Origin of the sequence: Cytobacillus oceanisediminis (genome assembly GCF_007830235.1) — a bacterium.
Classification (GTDB): domain Bacteria; phylum Bacillota; class Bacilli; order Bacillales; family Cytobacillaceae; genus Cytobacillus; species Cytobacillus oceanisediminis.
On the sequence record NZ_VLKI01000002.1, the window covers coordinates 331192 to 355030 of the forward strand.

Below are 23839 nucleotides of genomic sequence, written 5' to 3' on the forward strand. Positions count from 1 at the left end.
ATTTCAATAATTCCAATATGAAAATAAGGAAAACAGACCGGTAAACGAATATCATAGAATACCATCACTTACTTCAGCAAGACACAACCAAGAAAGGAATACACATATATGAGAAAAGCAATCTATCTATTAGCAGGAGTTCTCATACTGGGGTTAGCCGTCTATCTTTCAGTTACCTTTTTCGGGGAAGAGAAAAAAGCGGACAGCGGCAAGATGATTGTGGCTTTTGGCGATTCGCTTACCTACGGTTATGGAGATAAAACAAAAGAGGGTTATATCGGCAGGCTCCAAAGTAAGCTAAGCCGGGCTAATCCAGATAAGAATTACGAAATAAAGAATTACGGTGTATACGGCTATAAATCATCGGATGTATTAAAGCAGATGCTCAAGCCAAAAGTGGCGCAGGATATTAAAGAAGCGGATCTGTTCATCGTTTATATAGGGACGAATGATTTACTGAAGAGCAATGGCGGAGATTTGTATCCGCTTCACCATGAAAAACTCGTTGAAGCCAAGGATGTGTACGAGGATAAACTTAATGGAATTCTTGAAACGCTGGAAACGGCCAATAATGACGCGCCTATTATTCTGCTGGGGCTTTACAATCCATATCCGGATGGCGATAAAATTGAAAAATACATTGATCATTGGAACCAGTCAATTCAGAATACAGCAGAGCAAGATGAAAACATCACCTATATTTCTACCAATGAGTTATTCAAAGGAAAAAACAAGAAGCAGTATTTCTCTGATTCACTCCATCCAAACGGAAAAGGGTATGAGTTAATCGCTGAAAAGATCCTGAACGAATACTCGTTTAAATAACTTCCTTTAAAAATGGCCTTCTCATTCTCTTCTTTGATAAGACAATGTAATGTTCTAGCAAAAAGCATGTAAACAAGCTGAGTTATAATTGTAACAAGAGAGACTTTAGACCATACGGGGAGGTCATTATGGAGGACTATTTAGCGAAGTCATTAGATGAATGGAAAGAAGATATTTCAGAGGTTTTGGACCAGATCAATAATGAGTACGAAGATGTGAAAAAAGAGCTGAAGGTTTATTCCTATAAATATGGAATTACGAAGCAGGTTATTCAATCGACAGTAAACGAAGAGATTATTGATAATATCCGTGAAATGTATCATAAGCCTTTTGAAGAAAAGTATAATGAACTGAAAGAGTACATACGTGATTTGGATGAAAAAAGAAAAGTGTTCCAAATGTTTGTGAACAAGATTGATGAAGTGAAACGAAAGGAAGCGCCGAGAACCGATCTGGCGGCAGCCTACAAATAAGCTTCAATGGATAAAACCGTCTTTGCAGAAAGGCGGTTTTTGTCGTTGGCAGAAAACTCTACGCCTATTGGCCATTGAAGCCTAAGCCTGCAGATGTATTTTTGCAAAAACAGAGGTAAATACTCCTGTGGTTTCCTATAATGAAAGTGAGAAGAGGAAACTCCATTTGGGTTCATGAAAACGAAACCTTACCTGCTCCATATTCGTATTAGAGTAAAAAGGAGCTGAAGACAATGGAAACGAGAAAGGTCCTATCCGCGTTAAGCTATTTCAGTATTATGTTCGCAGGATTTATATTTCCGCTAATTGTGTTTTTTGCAACAGGCGATCAGGAAGTAAAGCGGCATGCGAAGAGTGCTTTTTTATCGCATCTGATTCCGCTGGTTCCTGTTCCGTTTATTATTTTTGCGGCAGTGACTCAGTTTACAGTTAATGGCCAGGATATCCCGGTATTTTTTATGGCGGCTGTCGCGATCACAATCATTTTAAGTTTAATTGTACTTATCTGGAATATTATTAAAGGGGTAAAAGTTCTTATAGAAGAGTAGCAAACAGATAAATGAGGAGGAGCCGAAATGAAAGAGGAACGGAAACGCATACTGAAAATGGTGGAGGAAGGCAAGCTGACAGTTGATGAGGCTTTGACGCTTTTAGAGCAGCTTGAAAAATCACACCAGACGATGGAACAAAAGCAGGAAGAACTGATTAAGGAACTTTCGGATGATGTGAAGTTTGAAGAAGCAAAGAAAGAAGATCCGTATAGTACGAAGCAGCAAGGTGCCAAAGAAAAAATTATTGATTTCGTTGATTCTGCTCTAAAGAAAGTGAAGGACTTTGACCTTGATTTCAATTTTGGCAAAAGCGTTGAGATCTCGCATATTTTTCAGCATGCTGACACATACTTGAAGGATATGGATATTGATGTGGCGAACGGAACAGTCAGGGTCGTACCGTGGGAGCAAAGCGATGTCCGTGTAGAATGCCATGCGAAGGTTTATCGGGTAGATACCCAGGACGAAGCACGCAAGAATTTCCTGAAGGATGTTATTTTTGCCATTGAAGGGCAAAAGCTCCGTTTCTCCACCCAGCAAAAGTGGATGAAACTAAATGCTGTGATCTATATTCCGAAGGCGGAATATGGAAATGTGAAAATTCGCATGTTTAATGGACCGATTGAAAGTCAAAACTTATCAGTGGAAAACTTTAAAGCAAAAACCGCCAACGGAAAAATTACCGTCAGTGATTTAGACAGTAAATATGTTGAAGCAGAAACAGCAAACGGGCAGATTTCCATTCAAAGAAGCCGAATCGATAGTCTTGAAGCGGAAACGCTTAATGGTGCGATTTTAGCGGAGGGGGACTTTATAAAGGCTGAGCTGCAATCCTTTAATGGCAATGTGACCTGTAAGGCTGAAAATGAACGCTGTGAACGGATTGAGGCAAAAGCGGCAACAGGAAGCATTGACCTGTTTGTACCCGATTTTGCGGCTGTCAGCGGAGAGCTAAGGACCAATCTGGGCGGTTTTCATGTAGACATTGAGGGTATTGAAGTAATAGAAGAAAAGAGCGAAGTGATTCAAAAAATGATACGCTTTAAGTCTGTAAAAGAAGCGGATAGCGGAGTTAAGCTATTGGCTGATTCGAAAACAGGGGCGATTACGTTAAAAAGATCGTCAGCCTGGTAATTTTTCAGCCGTCTGGATGCTTGCGCTTTTATGATAGGAGGGAAGCTTTATGAATAAGCTTGTGCGCTCACGAAGCAATAGAAAAGTGGCCGGTGTGCTAGGCGGCCTTTCTAAATCGATCGGTATTGACCCAACGATAACGAGGGTCATATTCATAGTCCTGCTCTTTACGACAGGAGTATTTCCAATGGCTTTGATTTATGCACTATTGGTGTTTGTGCTGCCGAACGAAGAGGTGTAATTGATGAGATGGATTATAGGCATTTTAATTAACGCCATCCTCTTTGTTGCCATTGCCGGCTTCTTTGAGGATTCATTTTACCTGTCCGGGTTTGGCGCTGCTATCGGGGCCAGCTTCATGCTTTCAATTTTAAATATCCTTGTGAAGCCAATCCTGATTATATTGACATTGCCGGTCACAGTATTAACGCTCGGCCTATTTCTATTCGTCATTAATGCCGTCACATTAATGATCACAGATGGTTTCATGGGCGATTCCTTTGAAATTGCCGGTTTTGGAACAGCGATCCTAGTGTCTGTCATTATGTCGATCGTCAACCTGGTTATTCAAAAAACAGTATTAGAGCCAGCGAAGGAAAAATGAAAACCGCGTAAGAATGGGAAGTTGCACATAAAATTAAAAAGTTGCACGGAAAACAGAAAAAGTGGTTCATAAATTTCAGAAGTTGCACGCAAAATCAATGAAATACCGTATATCATTTAAAAATGAGTTAAAAATACATCTACAAACCGCTGAAAAGCGGGGAAATGTATAAGATATTAGATGAATTCGAAACATGCTATGTAAATATTGAAACAGGCTTCATAATATCAAAAGCATGTTAGATAATTGCCGGTACATGCTAGAAAATAATCGAAACAAACCCGGAACATGATGTTCCCATCCTAAAAAAGCCAGCACACCTCACGTGCTGGCTTTTTCCTATTCAATGATAATCGCATTATAGCCATCATTCCGCAAATTCCCTGCGAGTTTTTCAGCTTCTTGTCTTTCCTCAAAAGTAACCTGCACTTTATATTGTTTGGGTCCTTCTGATTTTCTTTTTAAGCCATATTGTTCAGCAACAGCTTTTGCAATGGCTTGGGCGCATCGTTTTCGATAGACAGGTGTGCGGAGAAGTGCGGCTTCTCCTTTGTTTGTCATAAACCCGCATTCCACAAGGACGGCGGTCATTTTCGTTTCTCGGAGGACATGGAAGTCGGCCGTTTTTACTCCGCGGTCGCGCAAGCCGGTTAATTGAATTAAATTCCGTTGTATTTTTTGCGCCAATTCCAGAGCTTCCTGCGGCCTGGAAGGGTAAACATATGTCTCGATACCGCCGACACTGTTCCAGCCGCCGGTTCCATAGGCATTGGCATGGATAGACACAAAGCAGTCTGCATTTAGCATGTTTGCTAGGTCAGTCCTTTCTGACGAAGGTACATCCCGCTCATCCGAATGGGCAAAGTAAACAGTCACATTTTGATAGTTTTCCAGCAGCTCCTTAGCAAGGCTTGCTACAGATCGGTTAAACTCATATTCCCGTATGCCATCGGGACTTCTTTTTCCGGAAGTGCCGTATCCATGCCCGGCGTCCAGCATAATTTTCATTTTTATCGCTCCTTTCTAAACCAATTTTTTTTATAAATGTATTCACTTATATAATATGGACAAACCCTTTGAAAGGACATGGCTAAATAAAAAAAGGAGAAAACCCCCATGGGTCTTCCCCTATTTAGATGCGCGCTGCATCGTATGGACAAACTTATACCGATCGGCACGGTATGCTGATTTTACAAGCTCAAAAGGCGTGCCATCCTGTAAAAATGAAGTTCTGACAATCAGAAGAACAGGGGAGCCTGTATCGACTTGCAGATGCTTTACCTCTGTTTCTTTTGCAATGGAAGCTTCAATTTGCTGGGTCGCTTCGCTGATCGTCAGCGCCAATTTTTCCTCAATATATTGATATAATGACTTGTTGATGATTTCTTCAGTCAGCCCTTTTACCAGATTGGCAGGGAGGTAGGTGGTTTCGAGAGCCATTGGCAGGTTATCAGCCAGGCGCACCCGCTTAATTTCATAAACAGGCGTATTTTCTTTAATGCCAAGCTTACGTGCAAGCTGCGGTTCAGCTGGGATAATTTCAAAGGAGATCAGGCGGCTGCTTGGCACCATGCCCCGTTCCTTCATATCCTCTGTAAAACTGGTCAAACCCTGCAGCTTCTGTTCAACCTTCTGCTTATTGACGAAGGTTCCCCGGCCTTTTTGCCTGTACAAAAAACCATCGTTCACCAGATTGTTCAAGGCCTGCCTGACAGTCATGCGGCTGATCTGGTACTGCTCGGCGTACTCCCGTTCAGACGGAATCGCTTCATCAGGCTTTAAAATTCCGTTCTCAATTAAGTGTTTAATATACTCCTCTAATTGATGGTAAATCGGAATAGGTGATTGTTTATCGATCATTGGAAATTCTCCTATCGCTTTGTCTTCAGCTCTGTTAATTTGCCTGTTGATCTCCGGACTCGCTTTCCGCGGGCGGGCCGGGAGCCTCCTCGGCGCATTCGCGCCTGCGGGGTCTCCCTTCGACACGCACTTCCCGCTGGACGTTGAACCTGCATCCTCGAATGAACACCGCACGAAGAAAATGCGAATGCATTTTCGAGGATCTCGCCCCTTCCACTCCAATCAGCAGGGTGCGAAAATCAACAATATGTTTTAACAAAGAGTTGTCCTAATAATCCTGCACCAAACGGAGTGCTTCTTCATCAGCAATGATCGTCACATTGGGATGAAGCTTCAGAGCCGAGGCAGGAAACTGCTCATCAGGTTCTCCGTTTACTAAATATGTTTTAACAAAGAGTTGTCCTAATAATCCTGCACCAAACGGAGTGCTTCTTCATCAGCAATGATCGTCACATTGGGATGAAGCTTCAGAGCCGATGCAGGAAACTGCTCATCAGGTTCTCCGTTTACTAAGCGTCTGATCGCTTCTGCCTTAGCTGTGCCTGATGCGAGCAAAACGATTTCTCTGCTATCAAGGATGGAGGCGATGCCCATTGTAATCGCATGGGTGGGAACCTCATCGGTCGATTCGAAAAATCGTGCGTTTGCTTTTCGTGTGCTTTCCGCAAGCTTGACGACATGCGTCCGGCTTTTAAAAGAAGTGCCTGGCTCGTTGAAACCAATATGCCCGTTTCGGCCGATGCCCAGCAGCTGCAGATCAATATCTACAAGATCTTTAATCAGCTGTTCATAACGCATGCATTCCTGGTTAATATCGTCCGCCGTCCCATTGGGCAGGTTCGTGTTTTCGAGCGGAATATTAAGATGATTAAAAAGCTCGCTGTTCATAAAATATCGATAGCTATTAGGGTCGGAAGAAGGCAGACCGATATATTCATCCAAATTAATTGTTGTAATTTTTTCATAGGAGGTGCCGTTTTCAAGGTGATCTTTAATCAGCTCAGCGTAAACTCCTTTTGGCGTACTGCCGGTTGCCAGCCCTAAAGTCATATCTGGATTGGAACGTATTTTTTCGATCATCAGCTGTGCCGCTTTATGGCTCAAATCCTCATAATGGGCTGTTCGAATAATCTTCAAGAAGACTTCACCCCACGTTCAAAAGCCTTTATACCTCTGCAAAAGGTCATAGCCACCTCGAGATTTTTATCGAGGATTACCAGGTCAGCATCCTTTCCTTCCGAGATGCTGCCTTTCCGGTCGTAGATGTTCATCTGTTTGGCCGGATTGCTGCTGGCTAGGCGGACGGCTTCCAATAAAGTGATATCTGTAAACTCAATCATATTCTTAATAGAATCTTTCATTTTTAAAATGCTGCCAGCCAGTGTGCCATCAGCAAGCAAGGCCTGGCCATTTTCAACGGTGACATCCTGTCCGCCAAGATCATAATGGCCATTTTTCAGGCATTTGGCTCTCATCGAGTCAGTAATCAAGATCATCCCATCATGACCTTTGGCGTTAAGAGCGAGCTTGATCATTTCCGGCCGGACGTGAATGCCGTCTGCGATCATTTCTACGATCAGCTCTTTGAATAATAGGGCAGCCCCTGCAACGCCTGGCTCCCGGTGATGCAAGCCTCTCATGCCGTTAAAAAGGTGGGTCACGTGCGTGGCGCCTGCTTTAACGGCTTCCTCCATTTCGGTAAAAATAGCATCGCTATGGCCGATCGAGGCAACGACGCCATTATTACTTAAATAGCGGATAAACTCGTAGCCGTTCGCTTTTTCAGGCGCCAGCGTAATAAGTTTGATTGTATGGTTTGCAGCTTCCTGCCAGCGTTTAAAAAGCTGAATATCAGGTTCGAGAATATGGTTCCTCGGCTGGGCTCCGCCTCTTTTTTCATTAATAAACGGTCCTTCAAGATGGATACCGATGATCTCCGCTTTGCCTGGCGTGTTTTGCTCTTTTTGATAGAGGGCTGCATTAGACAGCGCTGCCTCTATCTTTTCTTTTTCCTGGGTGATGGTGGTAGCCAGAAAGCTGGTTGTTCCTTCTGCCGGGAGTACGCTGGCCATTGTCGTGAGAGCTTCCTGCGTTGCATCCATCGTATCCGCTCCGCCTGCCCCGTGAATATGGACATCAATAAATCCCGGGCTGATCGTCTGTTCCGGGGGAAGTTCCATGATTTCTGTATCCTGATCAATAGCAGGAATCTCATCCATGCTTCCCACTTTTATGATTGTTTCATTTTCTATTAAAATAAAACCGTTATTTAGAAGGTCGTTTTCTAGAATAATTTTGGCATTTTTTATAAGAAGACGGCTCATCTTGCTTCATCTCCGTTCAAGTCTTAGTATAGGGTTATGAGTATACCTCTATTATAAAAGGTTTACATAAAGATGTCTATACCAGTTGATATAAATATACACTTGCTTATATTTGGTCTATACAACTAAAATGAAAAAGGATAGAGAGCACCAAATTAATGTGGCTTTCCATCCTTTTTTATTGGTTTCGCGGTTAAATCAAAAGTATCGCGGATAACTTGAAAATGCCGATTCCATTTCGCTCTGCCATAGTCATTCTGCTGCAGAAAACACTGCTGAAAATCAAGATTCTATCCTATTTCGAATGAAATTCCGCAATCGCTTCCCGCAAATAGCCATTATGTTTTTCCAAAAGCTCCGCCGCTGCTTCGGCTTTTAATCCGGTTAAAACTTGCAGGATAGCAGCCTTCGTATTATGCTTTTGCTCAAGCAGAGCGGCTTTGGCTTCCTCATCGGATGCGCCTGTTGCCATTTTGACGATATTTTCCGCACGTTTGAACAGCTTTTCATTGGTCATTTGCACGTCTACCATCAGATTGCCGTACACTTTTCCGAGCTTGACCATAGACGCTGTCGTAAGCATGTTCAATACCAGCTTTTGCGCAGTTCCTGCTTTCATGCGTGTGGAACCTGTTACCACTTCCGGACCCGTGATCGGCGCAATCGTATATCTTGAGATTTTCTCCATCTCGGAATCTTTTGTACAGGCAACCGAAACAGTAACAGCTCCGACTTCGTTTCCGTATTGAAGCGCTCCGATTGTGTATGGAGTACGTCCGCTTGCTGCGATTCCGACAAGGACATCATTTTCCGTCAGATTGATATTCATAACATCCTGGCGGCCTTGCGTGCTGTCATCTTCAGCCCCTTCAATTGCTTCGGTCATCGCTTCCTTTCCGCCGGCGATAATGCCGACAACCATTTCAGGATCGGTTCCATAGGTTGGGGGACATTCGGAAGCATCAATAATGCCAAGCCTTCCGGAAGTGCCGGCACCCACATAAATGAGGCGGCCGCCTTTTTTAAAGCTGTCCACAATCTCATCCACCACTTTTACAATATGGGGAATTTCCCTGGCGATTGCGTTGGGAACAATCGTATCCTCCTGGTTAATGATCGTAATAATTTCTTCAGTTGTCATTAAATCGATTTCCATTGTTTTCGGATTTCGCTGCTCAGTGTTCAGCTTCGTAATATTCATCATTGATCCCTCACCATTAATTGAAATTTCGTTCCCGCTTTGATTTCATCCAAAAGAGGAAGGTCTTCCTCTATGACTCTGGCAATCACATTGACGCGCGCATCCTGAGGAAGGTTTGCCAGAGTGATTTGCATTTCGCCTGCATAGCGTCCGTATAACACATTATCAACCGTCACCATGCCTTTATTACGTTCCACCTGGTTAGCAGGTTCCAGTTTATTTTGTCCCTGCTGGGCATATGATCTTGATTCCACTGATCGGACCACATCCCGGGCAGGATCCATGCGGTTTGTATGGATTTGTTTAAAAAGGTCCTCATGGTGCTGCCCGCCAAGAGTCTCGATGCGAAGAGGAATCACACCCTCGGCAATTTTGGTTAATTGCATCAATGTCTCATCATTTACCGAATGGTCACCGATTAATACTTTATCCGTATAACAGCTGTTCATTAATTCAGCAGCTGCCGCAGCAGGGGAGAAGCCCCGATGTTTTTCCAAAGTCGGCAATCCTGAGAAAACAGGTCCGCGCAGTTCGCCATCACCGGGAACAAACGCCATCGTCGTAATACCCATGCCTTTTAGAAATTGGTTTCTTTTGATTAAAAAATCTTTATCCAAACCCGTTTCAGGGCGCGGGTAAAAGTTATGCCAGGCCTCTACATTGCTGGCGTTTAAGCCAAGATCGAGCCACTCTTGCAGCTCCTCTGCCGAAATGGTGCTCGCATTTATTCCAAGTTTCATTTTTTTCGAGAGTTCAACAATTTGAGCAGAAGAAAAGCCGTAATCAGCCCGAATGCCAGCGAGGCCCCAGTCAAGAAGGGTATCGATCGATTCCCACTTCAAGCCCAAGTGGCTTAAGGATTGCGGAGAGACATCCGCCAGCAGCTCCATATTATGCTGATTGGCCAGATCGCCGAGCTCCTGCAGCAAATGCTTATAAGAACTGTGGTCGTCTTCAGGAATATGGAGGGAAGTGAAGATAGATTTTAATCCAAAAGAAGCTGCTTTCTCAATCCATTTCGCATTTTGTTCCTGCCGTTCTTCTGATAAATAGACTGATATTCCAAGCATCATGCTCACCTCAATTTAAGTCCGAATTTTTAAAAAATATGCCCTCATAAATAAAGAAGGAGGAATCGCTCCTCCTTCTTTATTTGTTTTGGCTCTGTTAAATTTGCCTGTTGATTTCAGCACGAGGCACTCAGCGAACAGCAGGCGGTCCGACGCTCCTCGTCGCTTTGCTCCTGCGGGGTCTCCCTTTGATCCGTACTCCCGCAGGACTTTGAATAAGCTTCCTTGTATAAACACCGCACGAAGGAAATGCGAATGCATTTTCGCGGGATTAGTGCCTTCCGCTCCATTCAACAGGGTGCTAAAAAACAACAATAAGCTATAACAGAACCTTTGTTTTAAATATTCTTAGCCATTTCTTCTTTGAATCCGAACATCCATGTGAAGAGGAAGCCGAATGCATAGGCGATTAATAAACCGATTAGGTACAATACTATTTGATGTGTGTGAACGAGGAAGGCAAGAGGTATGCCGGAAACCCCGATCGCAATCGTCGCAATTTTAAAGAACGCCTGGAAGGCTCCGCCAACAGCAGCTCCTAGACATGCTGTTAAGAACGGGCGTCCCAATGGAAGGGTAACCCCGAAGATCAGCGGTTCGCCGATGCCGAGGATTCCAACTGGAAGACCGCCTTTGATGACTTTTTTCAGACGGGCATTCTTTGTTTTGAAATAGATGGCAAATGCTGCACCTACCTGGCCTGCGCCGCCCATTGCAAGGATTGGCAGAAGCGGGTCGTCGCCGATTGTATTGATTAATTCCATATGAACCGGTGTTAAACCTTGGTGCAAGCCGGTTACAACAAGCGGAAGGAATGTTCCGGCAAGTACTAATCCGGCAAGGACGCCGCCAATATCAAGAATGCCAAGCAATCCTTTTGTAATGATATCTGACAGGAATCCGCCAACAGGCTGGAGGATAAAGAATGTTGCAAAGCCTGTGATTAACAAAGCAAGAGTAGGTGTTACGATAATATCGACAGCTGATGGAACCACTTTCCGAATTCTTTTTTCTAAAAAGGCGATTAGAGCAGCTGCCAGCATGACGCCAATTAATCCGCCTCGCCCAGGAACAAGTGCTTCACCGAAAAGAGTAATATTCGCAAGGCCCGGGTTGATTAACAGGATACCGGCCGCACCACCAAGAGCAGGAGATCCGCCAAATTCCTTCGCTGTGTTAATACCCACGAACACACCCAGGTAACTGAATAATCCCCAGCCAATTAAGCTAAGCATCTGAACTAAAGTTGATTCCGGATCAGCGCCGGAGCGGATTACTACGTTTGTAATCCCCGCGACCAAACCGGATGCAACAATCGCCGGAATCAGCGGAATGAAGATACTGGCAATTTTTCTTAAAAATAATTTGAATGGAGTGGCATTTTTCTCATTGAGTCCAGCTTTTGTGCGTGCAGCCAGTCCTTCCAATGAAGTGTCAATTTCTTCGTCATCATCCACAGACGCAACATTCATCCCCGTCATTTTTGAAACCTCGTCAGCTACCTTAGTGACAATTCCAGGCCCAAGAATGATTTGCAGTGTTTCTGCTTCAACAACGCCCATAACTCCGTCAATATCCTTGATGCCTTCGAGGCTGACCTTGCTTGCATCAACCGGTTTTACACGAAGCCGGGTCATGCAGGACGCCAGTTCCGCGATATTGCCGGTACCGCCCAACTGATCCGTAATCTCTTTCGCCAAACGTTCTTCTTTACGCATGAGCTTTTTCCCCCTCTTTTAAAAAATAGGAAACAAGTGCAAGAAATAGATAAAAAGTAAATGAATTCGCTTACATACTAATATTACCAACTAACAGTATAGTTGTCTATACCATTTATTCATATTTTTATATTGTTAAAGATTTCTTGCCGATCTTACCATAACTATACGCTGTCCCATGTGAAAAATTGTCCATTCCGTTGCCGATTAAGCAAAAGGGCCCATAACATCCTTAAACTTTTGTAAAATTCGCTATCAGAAATTTGGTTCTGCGTTAAAAAGTGCTAAAATAAAGTGAAACTTCCGTCAGCCTGTTTTTGGCTGACGGTTAGTAGAGGCCCGCATGATGCGGGTCACTCAGGCGTTGCGACAGGACGTCGCGGTTTTAGCCTGAGTTCTATTCCGGGCCTTTACGGACAGTTAATTCACGGAAAAGGATATGATATATTCTCTGCTATTTAAAAAAAGAGAATTTTACTGTCCGTTAATCTGCGATAAAGAACTTATTATAGGACATAAAACAATTTCATCTGAGGAGTGCCAGCATAAAGGAGGAGCTTATTTTGGTAAAAGTTCGCACAAAAGATATAATAGAAAAATTTGGTCTTGAGCTGATTGCCGGGGAGGAAGGCATTGACCGTCCGATTACGACGAGTGATATTTCACGGCCGGGCATTGAGATGGCGGGCTATTTTGATTACTACCCGGGAGAAAGGGTTCAGCTGCTGGGGAAAACGGAGCTAACCTTTGCGGAAAAATTAAACGATACAGACCGGGAAAGCCGCCTGGAACGTTTATGTACGGATATTACGCCGGGCATTATTATTACAAGGGGCCTTGATATTCCAGAAGAATTGATTGAAGCGGCTGAGCGCGAATCTGTCCCGCTTCTTCGCTCCAAGCAAAAAACAACCCGTTTTTCCAGTTTGCTGACCAATTTTCTTGAAAGCAAGCTTGCACCAACAACTGCAGTCCATGGCGTTCTAGTCGATATATATGGAGTAGGGGTGCTGATTACCGGTAAAAGCGGTGTTGGTAAAAGTGAAACCGCGCTTGAGCTCGTGAAGCGGGGACATCGTCTCGTAGCAGATGATTGCGTGGAAATCAGGCAGGAGGATGAAGATTATCTTGTCGGAAACTCGCCTGAACTAATCGAGCATTTGCTTGAAATCCGCGGGCTTGGCATCATCAATGTCATGACCTTATTTGGAGCAGGTGCAGTCCGCAGCTATAAAAAAATCTCCATCGTCATGAATCTGGAGCTATGGGATCCGAAAAAACAGTACGACCGTCTTGGACTTGATGAAGAAAAAATGAAAATCATTGACACGGAAATCACGAAGCTGACGATTCCGGTCCGCCCAGGGCGTAACCTTGCTGTTATCATTGAGGTTGCGGCCATGAACTTCCGCTTAAAACGAATGGGCATGAATGCAGCCGAACAGTTTACCAACCGCTTGTCTGATGTTATTGAAGACGGTGACCATGAGGATCGTTAAGTTTGCTTTTATTTCAATCAAACGTTTGATTGAAGTCTGATAAAACGGCATTCTGACAGGGGCTTCGGCTTAATAAATAGAGGGACCAAAACTTGGATAACTGTCTAGCTCCAGCGCCTACCCCCTCGAGGGGACGGGGGTGACCACCAAGGAAAGCTTCGTTGGGGAATCTTCGCAGGAACAAGGGATTTTGCTTGTTCCGAAGGCGCTTGCGCTTTTCTTGCAATAATAGAATTTAAATTTTTGAACTTAGATAACTGTCTAGCTCCAGGCGCCATCGGCTCGAGGTCATAAGCCAATCCGTCACAAAGGTTAAAGAACAACCTTCATGCCGGCTTGTCGCCGATAAACGGTCGCCTTGCGCTTTTCTAGAGAAGGAGAAGTGATTATGGAAAACAATATACAGCCGCTTGATCCGATCGCCATTTCCCTTGGACCGATCCAAGTCCATTGGTATGGCCTTATTATCGGTATCGGCATTGCGTTGGCTCTCATTATTGCAATGAGGGAAGGGGAGAGAAGGGGACTCCCCAAGGATATTTTTGCGGATTTAATGCTTTGGGCCATTCCCATTGCCATTATTTCAGCTCGGATTTATTATGTTATATTTCAATGGGACTTTTACTCACAGAACCCTGGGGAGATTATAAAAATATGGAATGGCGGAATTGCGATACATGGGGCCTTGATAGGGGCGGTCATCACCGCGTATATTTTTGCCAAGAAAAAGAAGATTTCCTTCTGGCAGCTTGCTGATGTTGCGGCGCCAAGCATTATTTTAGGGCAGGCAATCGGACGCTGGGGCAATTTTATGAATCAGGAAGCACACGGCGGGGAGGTCAGCCGCGCCTTTTTGGAAAATATGTACCTGCCTGAATTCATTATTAACCAAATGTACATTAACGGTGCTTATTATCATCCGACGTTTTTATATGAATCGATTTGGAATATAATTGGGTTTATCATCCTTATATTATTAAGAAGAGCCAATTTGCGCCGCGGGGAGCTTTTCCTCACGTATGTGATCTGGTATTCCATCGGCCGTTTCTTCGTAGAAGGATTGCGGACAGACAGCTTGATGCTTACCGACACATTTAGAATCGCGCAGACGATTTCAATTGCTCTTATTATCGGAGCGCTTGCCCTCATTTTCTATAGAAGAAAAACAGGTTTGGCAGACGCCCGCTATTTAGATAAAGCATAAAAATATAACGAACAAGGGAGAAAAGAGATGCTGGTTGAATCATCGAAACGGGGGCTGATGGTCGGCTTAAAGACAACATGGACGCTTGGAAAAGTCATTTTTCCGGTTACGCTGATTGTGGCGATGCTGCAGCATACGCCAGTGCTTCCATGGGTTATAAAGCTGATCACGCCTCTTATGAATCTGATTGGGCTGTCAGGGGATGCAGCCATACCGCTTGTTTTGGGGAACTTTTTGAATTTGTATGCCGGGATCGGGGCGATTTTAACACTTGATCTCACGGTAAAAGAAGTTTTTATTATCGCAGTGATGCTGTCTTTTTCGCATAATATGCTGATTGAGTCAGGTGTTGCCCTTAAAGTCGGCGTCAAGCTGTGGGTTATTCTCGCCGTAAGATTTGGCCTTGCGTTCTTAAGTGCTATTGTCATTAATCTTGTGTGGCATGGCGGTTCGGAAACGGCTAAGTACGGATTTATCCCCGCAAAAGAAGAGCAGGTATCCGGATTCTTTCCCATCATAATGGATGCACTGCAAACAGCACTGCTGGGAATTTTCCAGCTTGCCATAATTGTTATACCGCTTATGGTGGCGATTCAAATTTTAAAAGACAAACAATGGCTCGCTGTTTTTTCAAAATGGATGGCGCCTGTCACAAGGGCGCTGGGTATGAAAGAAAATACGTCAACCACTTTGGCGGCTGGATTGCTGATTGGTCTCGCCTACGGGGCGGGCGTCATGATCCAGGCTGTTCAGGAGGATGGTGTCAGCAAAAAAGATGTAACGATCGCATTTGTTTTCCTCGTGGCCTGCCACGCTGTTGTGGAGGATACGCTGATCTTTATTCCTCTGGGGATTCCAATCCTGCCGCTCCTGCTCATCCGCCTGGGGGTAGCAATTGTGCTGACATTGGTGGTCGCAATGATTTGGAACCGTGCTGATCTGGCAAAAAGAAAGGAAGCAACATATGAGTATTAACACTATTTTATTTGATTTAGACGGAACATTAATCGATACAAATGAATTAATTATTTCTTCATTTTTGCATACGCTGGGGCAGTATTACCCGGAACGCTATCAGCGTGAGGATGTCCTCCCGTTTATGGGGCCCACTCTTCATGAGACATTCGAATCGATCAACCCGGAGAAAGTGGAAGAAATGATCGCTGTTTACCGGGAGTACAATATTAAAAATCACGATGTCCTTGTGAAGGAGTTTGAAGGCGTATTCGAAACAGTACGTGCTTTAAAAGAATCCGGCTACAAGCTGGGCATCGTAACAACCAAGGTTTCCAATGTAGTAGAAAAGGGCTTAAAGCTGACAAATCTTGATCAATTTTTTGATGTGGTTGTCACGCTTGATCATGTTGAAAAGCCGAAGCCGGATCCGGAGCCCATTTTAAAAGCATTGAATTTATTGGATGCAAAGCCGGAAGAAGCAATCATGGTCGGCGATAACTCCCATGACATTGAAGGCGGAAAAAACGCCGGCACGAAAACGGCTGGGGTTGCCTGGACAGCAAAAGGCCACGAGTTTCTGGCCCGCTTTGAACCTGATTATATGCTCGACAACATGGCTGACCTGCTTGATATCCTTGAGGCAGAAGAGCAATGAGAAAAACGGAACGTTACCCCGTCGAGGGCGGCAATTCTCTCTGGCATGTGTATAAAACCGTTCCATTCTGGAAGGTCGTCAAAAACTTCGTCGTAATCCAGCTGGCGCGCTATACGCCATTCCTGGGCATGAAGAATTGGCTTTACCGGACATTCCTGCGCATGAAGGTCGGGGACCAAACGTCATTCGCGCTCATGGTCATGCTGGATGTCATGTTTCCGGAAAAAATCAGTGTCGGCCGCAACACGGTCATCGGCTATAACACAACGATTCTGGCACATGAGTACCTGATCAAAGAGTACCGTCTCGGCCGAATCGAAATTGGCAGCGAAGTCATGATCGGCGCCAATTCGACGATTTTGCCGGGTGTCACGATTGGTGACGGAGCCATCGTATCCGCGGGAACGCTCGTCCACAAGGATGTACCCGCAGGAGTCTTCGTTGGCGGCAACCCGATGCGGATTATCTACACAAAGGAAGAACTCGCCGCACGCTGGGCGGACGATCCGATATATGGGGTTAATGAGGAGAAGGCTCCGCTGGCTTAGGCTGGCGGGTTTTTTTTCTATACGGAAAAGCTGTGATCAGGACGCTGGCGGGGAGATCCAAAACCGCATCAGATCAAGGAGTGGCACATAAATTCGAAAAGTGACGCAAAAAACACGGAAAGTGGTTCATATATTTTAAAAGTTGCACGTAAATTCGCCCAATCGGTTCATATATTTAAAAAGTGCCGCATATCGGTCTTCAGAAGCCTCAAATTGCCAGCTAAATTAAATGAATTTATAAAGATGCTAGGTAAGTTTGGTAAAAACCGAAAACTCGCTAGACAAGTCGCCAAACATACTTAATAAACCAGCAGGACCAATCAGCGAATATGATCCCAGCATCAAGCTGCATATTCAAACCGCAAAAAAACTCTATCGGCTCAAATAACCTCCCATATAAAAGCACAAACTAAAGCAAAAGCTCCTTTTTCAAACTAAAAAGGGGCCTTTTTTATGCCGGACCCTATTTTTCTTCAGTCTATTGGTTGACGTCACAAAAGAACCACGTTAAACTACATATAACTTCAATTTGCTACCATATTAGCGAACTAAAGGATTCGGAATTTTTTAGTCATAGAGGTGAATCATTTTGAGCCAGTTATTTATGTTTGAAAAGCCATTGGGCATGAGAGATACATTGCCTGATTTGTATGAAAGAAAAGCTGCAGTCAGGTCATCCATTCAAGAAGAAATGAGGCGCTGGGGCTACCAATTCATTGAAACACCTGCGCTTGAATACTACGAAACAGTGGGAGCGGCGTCTGCGATTCTTGATCAGCAGCTGTTCAAGCTTCTTGACCAGCAGGGCCATACACTTGTCCTGCGCCCGGACATGACGGCGCCAATCGCACGAGTTGCGGCTTCACGTTTGTTAAAAGATGAGCTGCCCATCAGGCTGGCCTATTCCGCGAATGTTTACCGCGCCCAGCAGCGAGAGGGCGGACGCCCGGCCGAATTTGAACAGATCGGCGTTGAATGTATTGGCGACGGTACAATTAGTGCAGATGGAGAAGGAATGGCACTGATGATTTCTTCCTTAAAAGAAACAGGACTCCAGAACTTCCAGCTTTCTGTCGGCCATATCGGTTTTGTGCGGGAATTCTTCCAGCAGATTCTAGGAACAGAAGAAAGAGTCGAAAACTTAACTAGATTTTTATATGAAAAGAATTATGTAGGGTATAGGGAACATGTAAAGGGCCTGGCCCTTTCATCAATTGATAAACAAAGGCTTCTTGACTTCCTTAAATTAAGGGGCGGAGAAGAGGTTATTGAGATGGCTTACAGCCTCCTCGAAAACGGTACAGGCAAAAAGGCGCTTGCCGAGCTGCAGCAGCTATGGGGAATCATGCTTGATTACGGCCAGGAGGATACAGTCAAATTTGATATAACGCTTGTCAGCCATATGAGCTATTACACGGGTATTCTTTTTGAAGTCTATGCCGGAAACGTCGGTTTCCCAATTGGAAACGGCGGGCGATATGACCTTCTGCTGCAAAAATTCGGGAAAGACACAGGAGCTACCGGATTTGCGATCAGGCTGGACCGTCTTCTTGAAGCGCTTGAAGATAATAAAGCAGCTGAACCTGTGTATTGCATTTTATATAGCCCGGAGCGTCGCAAAGAAGCGTTCCAGCTTGCGAAGGAACAGCGCTCCTCCGGAAAGAATGTCGTCCTCCAGGATATCAGCGGTGTGAAGGATTTGGATGCCTGCACGAACCAGTTTGAGGATATTACCTTTTTAGTCGGAAAAGCTGGAAAGGAGAGCGTAAAATGAGTGATGTTTTAACAATTGCGATGCCGAAGGGCCGTATTTTTGAAGAAGCTGCAGAATTGCTGCGACAGGCAGGCTTTCAATTGCCTCCTGAATTTGATGATTCGCGTAAGCTGATTATCGATGTGCCGGAAGAGAAATTCAGGTTTATTCTTGCAAAACCGATGGATGTTCCAACTTATGTAGAGCACGGCGTTGCCGACCTCGGAATTGCCGGGAAGGACGTTATGCTTGAAGAAGAACGTGATGTTTACGAACTGCTTGATTTAAAAATCAGTGCCTGCTATCTTGCGGTTGCTGGCCTGCCAAACACAAAGCTTAACGATGTTGCTCCTAAAATCGCGACGAAATATCCGCATATTGCAGCAGCCTATTTCCGCGAGCAGGGAGAGCAAGTTGAAATCATTAAGCTGAACGGCTCCATTGAGCTGGCTCCAATGATCGGGCTTGCAGATCGGATCGTAGATATTGTATCAACAGGCCGTACTTTAAAAGAGAACGGACTTGTTGAATACGAAACAATCGTAGGCATTACCTCAAGGCTTATTGTAAATCCTGTCAGCTACCGCATGAAGGACGAACGAATCAGCGAGCTTGTCGGACGGCTGACAGAAGTTATTTCAGGAGAAGAAATTCGTTCTTAAAGGATGTAGAGCCCTATGAAAATTTTAAAATTAAATGACCAGGTTTCGATAAAACGGTCTGTTGATAATGGAACGGAAGAACAGCGGGCAATTGTAAAAGGGGTCATTGAAACTGTCCGCCAAAATGGAGACCAGGCGTTAATCGAATATACGGAGAAATTCGATGGCATATCCCTTGATGATTTCGCCGTGACACAGGCTGAGATCGAAGAAGCCTACGGCCAGGTAGATGAAGAAATCCTCGAGATCATTAAGGAAGCTGCTGATAACATTAAGTCCTTCCATGAAAAACAGCTGCGCCCATCCTGGATGACAACCGAGGAAAATGGCACAGTCCTAGGACAAAAGATTACACCGCTTGATTCGGTTGGGTTGTATGTGCCAGGCGGAACGGCGGCATATCCGTCATCCGTCCTCATGAATGTGATTCCGGCAAAGGTGGCGGGCGTCAAACGGATTGTGATTACTTCGCCTCCTGATAAAAAGACCGGCAAGCTGCCTCCGGCGGTTCTGGCAGCAGCGCACATCGCAGGAGCGGAAGAAATTTATAAAGTCGGCGGCGCCCAGGCGATTGCTGCCCTTGCGTATGGAACTGAAACGGTTGCTCCAGTCGATAAAATCACTGGCCCAGGAAATATTTTTGTAGCACTTGCCAAGCGTGAAGTTTTTGGTGATGTGGATATTGATATGATCGCAGGTCCAAGCGAAATTGCTATTCTTGCAGATGAAACGGCACAGCCAGATGAGGTGGCGGCAGATCTTTTATCACAGGCCGAACATGACCCGATGGCAAGCACTGTGCTCGTTACACCATCGGCAACTTTGGCAGAAGCAGTTTCAGCAGAAGTTAAACGCCAGCTTGCTTTGCTGCCGCGCCGGGAAATTGCCGCTCAGTCTATTGAGAATTATGGCGCCATCTATGTGACTGAAAGCATGGATGAGGCAATTGAAACGGTTAACAATCTCGCTCCGGAACACCTTGAAATTTTGACAGAGAATCCGATGGAGCTTCTCGGACAGATCCGGCACGCAGGTGCGATTTTCCTTGGAAGATTCAGCCCTGAACCGGTCGGCGATTATTTTGCAGGCCCGAATCACGTCCTGCCAACCAACGGAACCGCACGTTTTTCAAGTCCGCTAAACGTGGAGGATTTTCAAAAGAAATCAAGTATTCTTTTATATAGTGAAAAAGCTTTAAAAAGCAATGGCGAAAAAATTGCGGCATTTGCGCGTCTAGAAGGGCTTGAAGCCCATGCCCGGTCCATTGAAACAAGACTAAGAAAATAAGCTGGAGGAATAATCATGGCCAGAACTGCAGAAATTTCCCGTAAAACAAATGAAACAAATATCTCACTTTCCTTAAACATAGATGGGGAAGGCAAAAGTGACCTGGAAACAGGCGTGCCATTTATGACGCATATGCTTGACCTGTTCGCCAAGCACGGTCAATTTGATTTGAACATCGTTGCCAATGGCGACACAGATGTGGATGACCACCATACGACAGAAGACATCGGCATTTGCCTGGGACAAGTGCTAAAGGATGCTTTAGGTGATAAAAAAGGCATCAAGCGCTATGGGAACGCTTTTGTTCCAATGGACGAAGCATTAGCTCAAGTTGTGGTTGACCTTAGCAACCGTCCGCATTTGGAAATGCGCGCAGAGTTTCCAAGCCAAAAAGTAGGCACGTTTGATACGGAGCTTGTGCATGAATTCCTCTGGAAGCTTGCACTTGAAGCAAGAATGAACCTGCATGTGATCGTCCACTACGGACAAAATACACACCACATTATTGAAGCGATTTTTAAAGCGCTCGCTCGTGCTCTTGATGAAGCGACGACTATTGACCCGCGGATTAAGGGAGTTCCATCAACGAAAGGGATGTTGTAAATGATCGGCATCATTGATTATGGAATGGGGAATCTTTTTAGCGTCAGCAAAGCGCTCGAACGCTTGGAAGTGCCTTATTTTTTATCTGAAAATAAAGATGAGCTGATGAAGGCCGATGGATTGATTTTGCCGGGAGTCGGCTCCTTTAAAGATGCAATGTCTATCTTAAATTCTACAGGCCTTGCTGATCTGGTAAAAGAGTATGCAGAAACAGGAAAGCCGCTGCTGGGTATTTGCCTCGGGATGCAGCTTTTGTTTGAGGATAGCGAAGAAAATGGGCTGACAGAAGGTTTGCAGCTCTTGCCTGGACATGTAAGAAAATTTCCTGGAGTAACAGCAGAAGGCGAAACGTATAAGGTTCCTCATATGGGCTGGAATCGCCTTGACTTCTTACATAGCTCTCCAATTTTAAAAGGGCTTGAAGAAGATTATGTTTATTTCGTCCACTCCTATTTTGTGGATACAGATGATAAAGAAGTTGTCATCAGCAGAAGCTTGTATGATGTAGAAGTACCGGCAGTTGTCGGAAGAGGAAATGTTTTCGGAATGCAATTCCACCCTGAAAAAAGCAGTTGGCTCGGTATGTCGCTGCTGCGCAATTTTACCGAGCTTGTTGAAGAAAGGATGTCTGTGAAATGAGTTTTGCCATTTATCCGGCAATCGATATGAGAGGCGGCAAATGCGTCCGGCTGCTGCAGGGGGACTATGACAAGGAAACGGTTTACGGTGACTCCCCTTTTGATATGGCAAGAAAGTTTGCCGATGAAGGTGCGGAGTGGATTCATATGGTAGACCTTGACGGCGCAAAGGACGGCAAACGAGTAAACGATGAGTATGTGATCCAGGCAGCTCGAAAGCTTGGCATTTCTGTCCAAATCGGCGGCGGAGTCCGTACCGAACAGGACATCCTGCACTATCTTGAAAATGGTGTTACCCGTGTGATTATCGGAAGCATCGCTGTTTCCAACCCTGAGTTTGCAATCGAAATGATCAGGAAGTACGGAAAGGCCATTGCTGTCGGGCTTGATGCGAAAAATGGCTATGTTGCAACACATGGGTGGCTCGAAACCTCTGAAGTAAAGGCAGTTGATCTGGGAAAAAGATTTGCCGATGCAGGTGCTGAAACCTTTATTTTTACCGATATCGCAACAGATGGGATGCTATCCGGACCAAACGTTGAAGCGGTTCGCCTCCTCTCAAAAGAAACAGGCAAAAACGTCATCGCTTCCGGTGGTGTCAGTCAGCTTGCCGATCTAGCTCAATTAAGAGAGTTCGCTTCTGAAGGTGTTGTTGGTGCAATCGTTGGAAAGGCCATTTACGAAGGACGCTTTACAGTAGCGGAAGCCCTGAAAGAGGTGAAGGAATAAATGCTGACAAAAAGAATTGTTCCTTGCCTGGATGTTAAAGACGGCCGTGTTGTAAAAGGAATTCAGTTTGTTCAGCTTCGCGATGCCGGTGATCCGGTTGAACTTGCCCGCTTTTACGATGAGCAGGGTGCTGACGAGCTTGTATTCCTCGATATTTCCGCTTCTCATGAAGGACGGAAGACGATGGTTGAGGTTGTCAAGGCCGTTGCCTCGGAACTGGCGATTCCGTTTACAGTTGGCGGCGGAATCAACGCCTTGGAAGATATGAAGCGGATCTTGCGTGCAGGAGCGGACAAGGTTTCGTTAAATACAGCAGCTGTAAACAATCCCGATTTGATCACAGAAGGTGCGAACTTCTTCGGATCCCAGTGCATCGTCGTTGCCATTGACGCGAAATATGATGAAGAGCTAGGCTCGTGGCGTGTTTACACACATGGCGGACGGACGCCAACTGAACTTGAAGTCATTGCCTGGGCACGGGAAGCTGCAGAACGGGGAGCCGGAGAAATTTTGCTGACAAGCATGGATTCAGACGGCGAGAAAAAAGGCTTCGATATTAAGCTTACGAAAGCAGTCAGTGAAGCTGTTTCGGTTCCGGTTATCGCATCCGGCGGTGCCGGCAATGCCGATCATTTTGCGGAAGCATTTATCGACGGAAAAGCAGATGCCGCGCTGGCAGCATCGATTTTTCACTATAAAGAAACGTCTGTTGAAGAAGTGAAAGCGTACATGAAGGAAAAAGGGGTGGTTGTCCGATGAAGATCGAAAGTGTGAAGTTTGATGAAAAGGGACTAATCCCTGCCGTTGTGCAAAATGCGAATACAAAAGAAGTTTTAACATTGGCTTATATGAATCGGGAATCTCTTTTAAAATCAGTGGAAACAGGCGAAACCTGGTTCTTCAGCCGTTCCCGCAATGAGCTTTGGCACAAAGGGGCAACAAGCGGAAACACCCAGAGAATCATTGAAATGAAGCTTGATTGCGACCAGGACGCCATTGTGGTACTGGTCGAACCAGCAGGGCCAGCCTGCCATAAAGGAACAGAAAGCTGCTTTGAGGAAAGAGTGTACGGGAAAGCAGCTGGCGGATTTGCTGCGGACCTGGCTGCTTATGAAATCCTTTATACACTTGAAAAAGTTATCGAAGAACGCGAAAAGACCCGTCCTGAAGGAGCTTATACGACTTACCTCTTTGAAAAAGGCGTCGATAAAATCCTGAAAAAAGTCGGCGAAGAATCAGCAGAAGTCATCATCGCGGCGAAAAACCGCGATAAGGAAGAACTAAAATGGGAATCAGCCGACTTGATCTATCACTTAATGGTACTCTTGCGCGAACAGGACCTGCCTTTTAATGAGGTATTAAGAGTATTAAATAAACGGCACGATAAGAAATCTGAACCGGCCTCCGAATAAGGGAGGGCGGTTTTTTATAATACATTGGTCGAGTTGCCTTTAATTGTGTGAGATGTTAGATAAATTTTGAAACATGCTAGATAAACCTTTAAACGTGTTAGATAAAATAAAAAACATGCTAGGAAAAACTCA

26 protein-coding genes are annotated in these 23839 nt (G+C 45.0%); 19 read left to right on the forward strand and 7 right to left on the reverse strand.

Annotated features, from left to right (window positions below; all coding sequences use genetic code 11):
* Positions 1-108: 108 nt before the first annotated feature.
* The 6 genes from IQ19_RS05365 to IQ19_RS05390 all read left to right on the forward strand — a co-directional run bounded on the left by IQ19_RS05365 (position 109) and on the right by IQ19_RS05390 (position 3587).
* On the forward strand, positions 109-825 hold the full coding sequence (locus IQ19_RS05365; RefSeq protein ID WP_144540706.1) for a DUF459 domain-containing protein: 717 nt from the start codon (positions 109-111) through the stop codon (positions 823-825).
* Positions 826-953: 128 nt separating this feature from the next.
* Positions 954-1298 (forward strand): hypothetical protein, encoded by a 345-nt coding sequence (locus IQ19_RS05370; RefSeq protein WP_110064589.1) that lies wholly within the window; start codon positions 954-956, stop codon positions 1296-1298.
* Positions 1299-1531: 233 nt separating this feature from the next.
* A complete protein-coding gene (locus IQ19_RS05375) occupies positions 1532-1846 on the forward strand; it encodes a magnetosome magnetite crystal formation protein family (protein WP_144540709.1) in 315 nt (104 codons plus the stop codon).
* Positions 1847-1873: 27 nt separating this feature from the next.
* Positions 1874-2983: a DUF4097 family beta strand repeat-containing protein gene (locus IQ19_RS05380; protein ID WP_144540712.1), complete on the forward strand. Its 1110-nt coding sequence runs from the start codon at positions 1874-1876 to the stop codon at positions 2981-2983.
* Positions 2984-3032: 49 nt separating this feature from the next.
* Positions 3033-3224 carry a PspC domain-containing protein gene (locus tag IQ19_RS05385; protein WP_144540716.1) on the forward strand — a complete coding sequence of 64 codons (192 nt, stop codon included), beginning with the start codon at positions 3033-3035 and terminating at the stop codon, positions 3222-3224.
* Between the two features lie 3 nt (positions 3225-3227).
* The gene (locus IQ19_RS05390; protein ID WP_144540718.1) at positions 3228-3587 is read left to right on the forward strand and encodes a phage holin family protein; all 360 of its coding nucleotides are present in this window, start codon (positions 3228-3230) and stop codon (positions 3585-3587) included.
* A 339-nt stretch (positions 3588-3926) separates the two neighbouring features.
* Here IQ19_RS05390 and IQ19_RS05395 read toward each other — a convergent pair whose 3' ends face one another.
* The 7 genes from IQ19_RS05395 to IQ19_RS05435 form a co-directional block, all read right to left on the reverse strand.
* Positions 3927-4595 carry an N-acetylmuramoyl-L-alanine amidase gene (locus tag IQ19_RS05395; RefSeq protein ID WP_144540721.1) on the reverse strand — a complete coding sequence of 223 codons (669 nt, stop codon included), beginning with the start codon at positions 4593-4595 and terminating at the stop codon, positions 3927-3929.
* Positions 4596-4715: 120 nt separating this feature from the next.
* Positions 4716-5447 (reverse strand): GntR family transcriptional regulator, encoded by a 732-nt coding sequence (locus tag IQ19_RS05400; RefSeq protein WP_144540724.1) that lies wholly within the window; start codon positions 5445-5447, stop codon positions 4716-4718.
* Between the two features lie 402 nt (positions 5448-5849).
* Positions 5850-6584 carry a glucosamine-6-phosphate deaminase gene (gene nagB, locus IQ19_RS05410; RefSeq protein ID WP_144540727.1) on the reverse strand — a complete coding sequence of 245 codons (735 nt, stop codon included), beginning with the start codon at positions 6582-6584 and terminating at the stop codon, positions 5850-5852.
* On the reverse strand, positions 6581-7771 hold the full coding sequence (gene nagA / locus IQ19_RS05415; RefSeq protein ID WP_144540730.1) for an N-acetylglucosamine-6-phosphate deacetylase: 1191 nt from the start codon (positions 7769-7771) through the stop codon (positions 6581-6583). Before nagA ends, nagB begins: the two co-directional genes overlap by 4 nt.
* A 295-nt stretch (positions 7772-8066) precedes the next feature.
* Positions 8067-8972: an N-acetylmuramic acid 6-phosphate etherase gene (murQ, locus tag IQ19_RS05420; protein ID WP_144541154.1), complete on the reverse strand. Its 906-nt coding sequence runs from the start codon at positions 8970-8972 to the stop codon at positions 8067-8069.
* Positions 8972-10042, reverse strand: coding sequence for a DUF871 domain-containing protein (locus tag IQ19_RS05425; RefSeq protein ID WP_144541156.1), 1071 nt, complete (start codon positions 10040-10042; stop codon positions 8972-8974). The genes murQ and IQ19_RS05425 overlap by 1 nt, the downstream gene beginning before the upstream one ends.
* A gap of 338 nt (positions 10043-10380) precedes the next feature.
* Positions 10381-11760: a PTS transporter subunit EIIC gene (locus IQ19_RS05435; protein WP_144540736.1), complete on the reverse strand. Its 1380-nt coding sequence runs from the start codon at positions 11758-11760 to the stop codon at positions 10381-10383.
* A 563-nt stretch (positions 11761-12323) separates the two neighbouring features.
* Between IQ19_RS05435 and hprK the strand changes: the two genes are divergently transcribed.
* The 13 genes from hprK (at position 12324) to hisIE (ending at position 23707) form a co-directional block, all read left to right on the forward strand.
* Positions 12324-13259, forward strand: coding sequence for an HPr(Ser) kinase/phosphatase (gene hprK / locus IQ19_RS05440; RefSeq protein ID WP_144540739.1), 936 nt, complete (start codon positions 12324-12326; stop codon positions 13257-13259).
* Positions 13260-13647: 388 nt separating this feature from the next.
* On the forward strand, positions 13648-14463 hold the full coding sequence (gene lgt / locus IQ19_RS05445) for a prolipoprotein diacylglyceryl transferase (RefSeq protein ID WP_144540742.1): 816 nt from the start codon (positions 13648-13650) through the stop codon (positions 14461-14463).
* A 27-nt stretch (positions 14464-14490) separates the two neighbouring features.
* Positions 14491-15438, forward strand: coding sequence for a nucleoside recognition domain-containing protein (locus IQ19_RS05450; RefSeq protein WP_144540745.1), 948 nt, complete (start codon positions 14491-14493; stop codon positions 15436-15438).
* Positions 15428-16075, forward strand: coding sequence for a pyrophosphatase PpaX (gene ppaX / locus IQ19_RS05455; RefSeq protein ID WP_144540748.1), 648 nt, complete (start codon positions 15428-15430; stop codon positions 16073-16075). Before IQ19_RS05450 ends, ppaX begins: the two co-directional genes overlap by 11 nt.
* The gene (locus IQ19_RS05460) at positions 16072-16623 is read left to right on the forward strand and encodes an acyltransferase (protein WP_144540751.1); all 552 of its coding nucleotides are present in this window, start codon (positions 16072-16074) and stop codon (positions 16621-16623) included. Before ppaX ends, IQ19_RS05460 begins: the two co-directional genes overlap by 4 nt.
* Before the next feature lie 589 nt (positions 16624-17212).
* Positions 17213-18397: an ATP phosphoribosyltransferase regulatory subunit gene (locus IQ19_RS05465; protein ID WP_144540754.1), complete on the forward strand. Its 1185-nt coding sequence runs from the start codon at positions 17213-17215 to the stop codon at positions 18395-18397.
* A complete protein-coding gene (gene hisG, locus IQ19_RS05470; protein ID WP_144540757.1) occupies positions 18394-19038 on the forward strand; it encodes an ATP phosphoribosyltransferase in 645 nt (214 codons plus the stop codon). The genes IQ19_RS05465 and hisG overlap by 4 nt, the downstream gene beginning before the upstream one ends.
* A gap of 15 nt (positions 19039-19053) precedes the next feature.
* Positions 19054-20325, forward strand: coding sequence for a histidinol dehydrogenase (gene hisD / locus IQ19_RS05475; RefSeq protein ID WP_144540760.1), 1272 nt, complete (start codon positions 19054-19056; stop codon positions 20323-20325).
* Positions 20326-20340: 15 nt separating this feature from the next.
* Complete coding sequence (hisB, locus tag IQ19_RS05480; RefSeq protein WP_110064608.1) at positions 20341-20928, forward strand: imidazoleglycerol-phosphate dehydratase HisB; 588 nt, start codon at positions 20341-20343, stop codon at positions 20926-20928.
* On the forward strand, positions 20929-21567 hold the full coding sequence (gene hisH, locus IQ19_RS05485) for an imidazole glycerol phosphate synthase subunit HisH (RefSeq protein WP_144540763.1): 639 nt from the start codon (positions 20929-20931) through the stop codon (positions 21565-21567).
* Complete coding sequence (hisA, locus tag IQ19_RS05490) at positions 21564-22295, forward strand: 1-(5-phosphoribosyl)-5-[(5-phosphoribosylamino)methylideneamino]imidazole-4-carboxamide isomerase (RefSeq protein ID WP_144540766.1); 732 nt, start codon at positions 21564-21566, stop codon at positions 22293-22295. Before hisH ends, hisA begins: the two co-directional genes overlap by 4 nt.
* Positions 22296-23054, forward strand: coding sequence for an imidazole glycerol phosphate synthase subunit HisF (gene hisF / locus IQ19_RS05495; RefSeq protein WP_144540769.1), 759 nt, complete (start codon positions 22296-22298; stop codon positions 23052-23054).
* Positions 23051-23707: a bifunctional phosphoribosyl-AMP cyclohydrolase/phosphoribosyl-ATP diphosphatase HisIE gene (hisIE, locus tag IQ19_RS05500; protein WP_144540772.1), complete on the forward strand. Its 657-nt coding sequence runs from the start codon at positions 23051-23053 to the stop codon at positions 23705-23707. The genes hisF and hisIE overlap by 4 nt, the downstream gene beginning before the upstream one ends.
* Positions 23708-23839 lie beyond the last annotated feature (132 nt).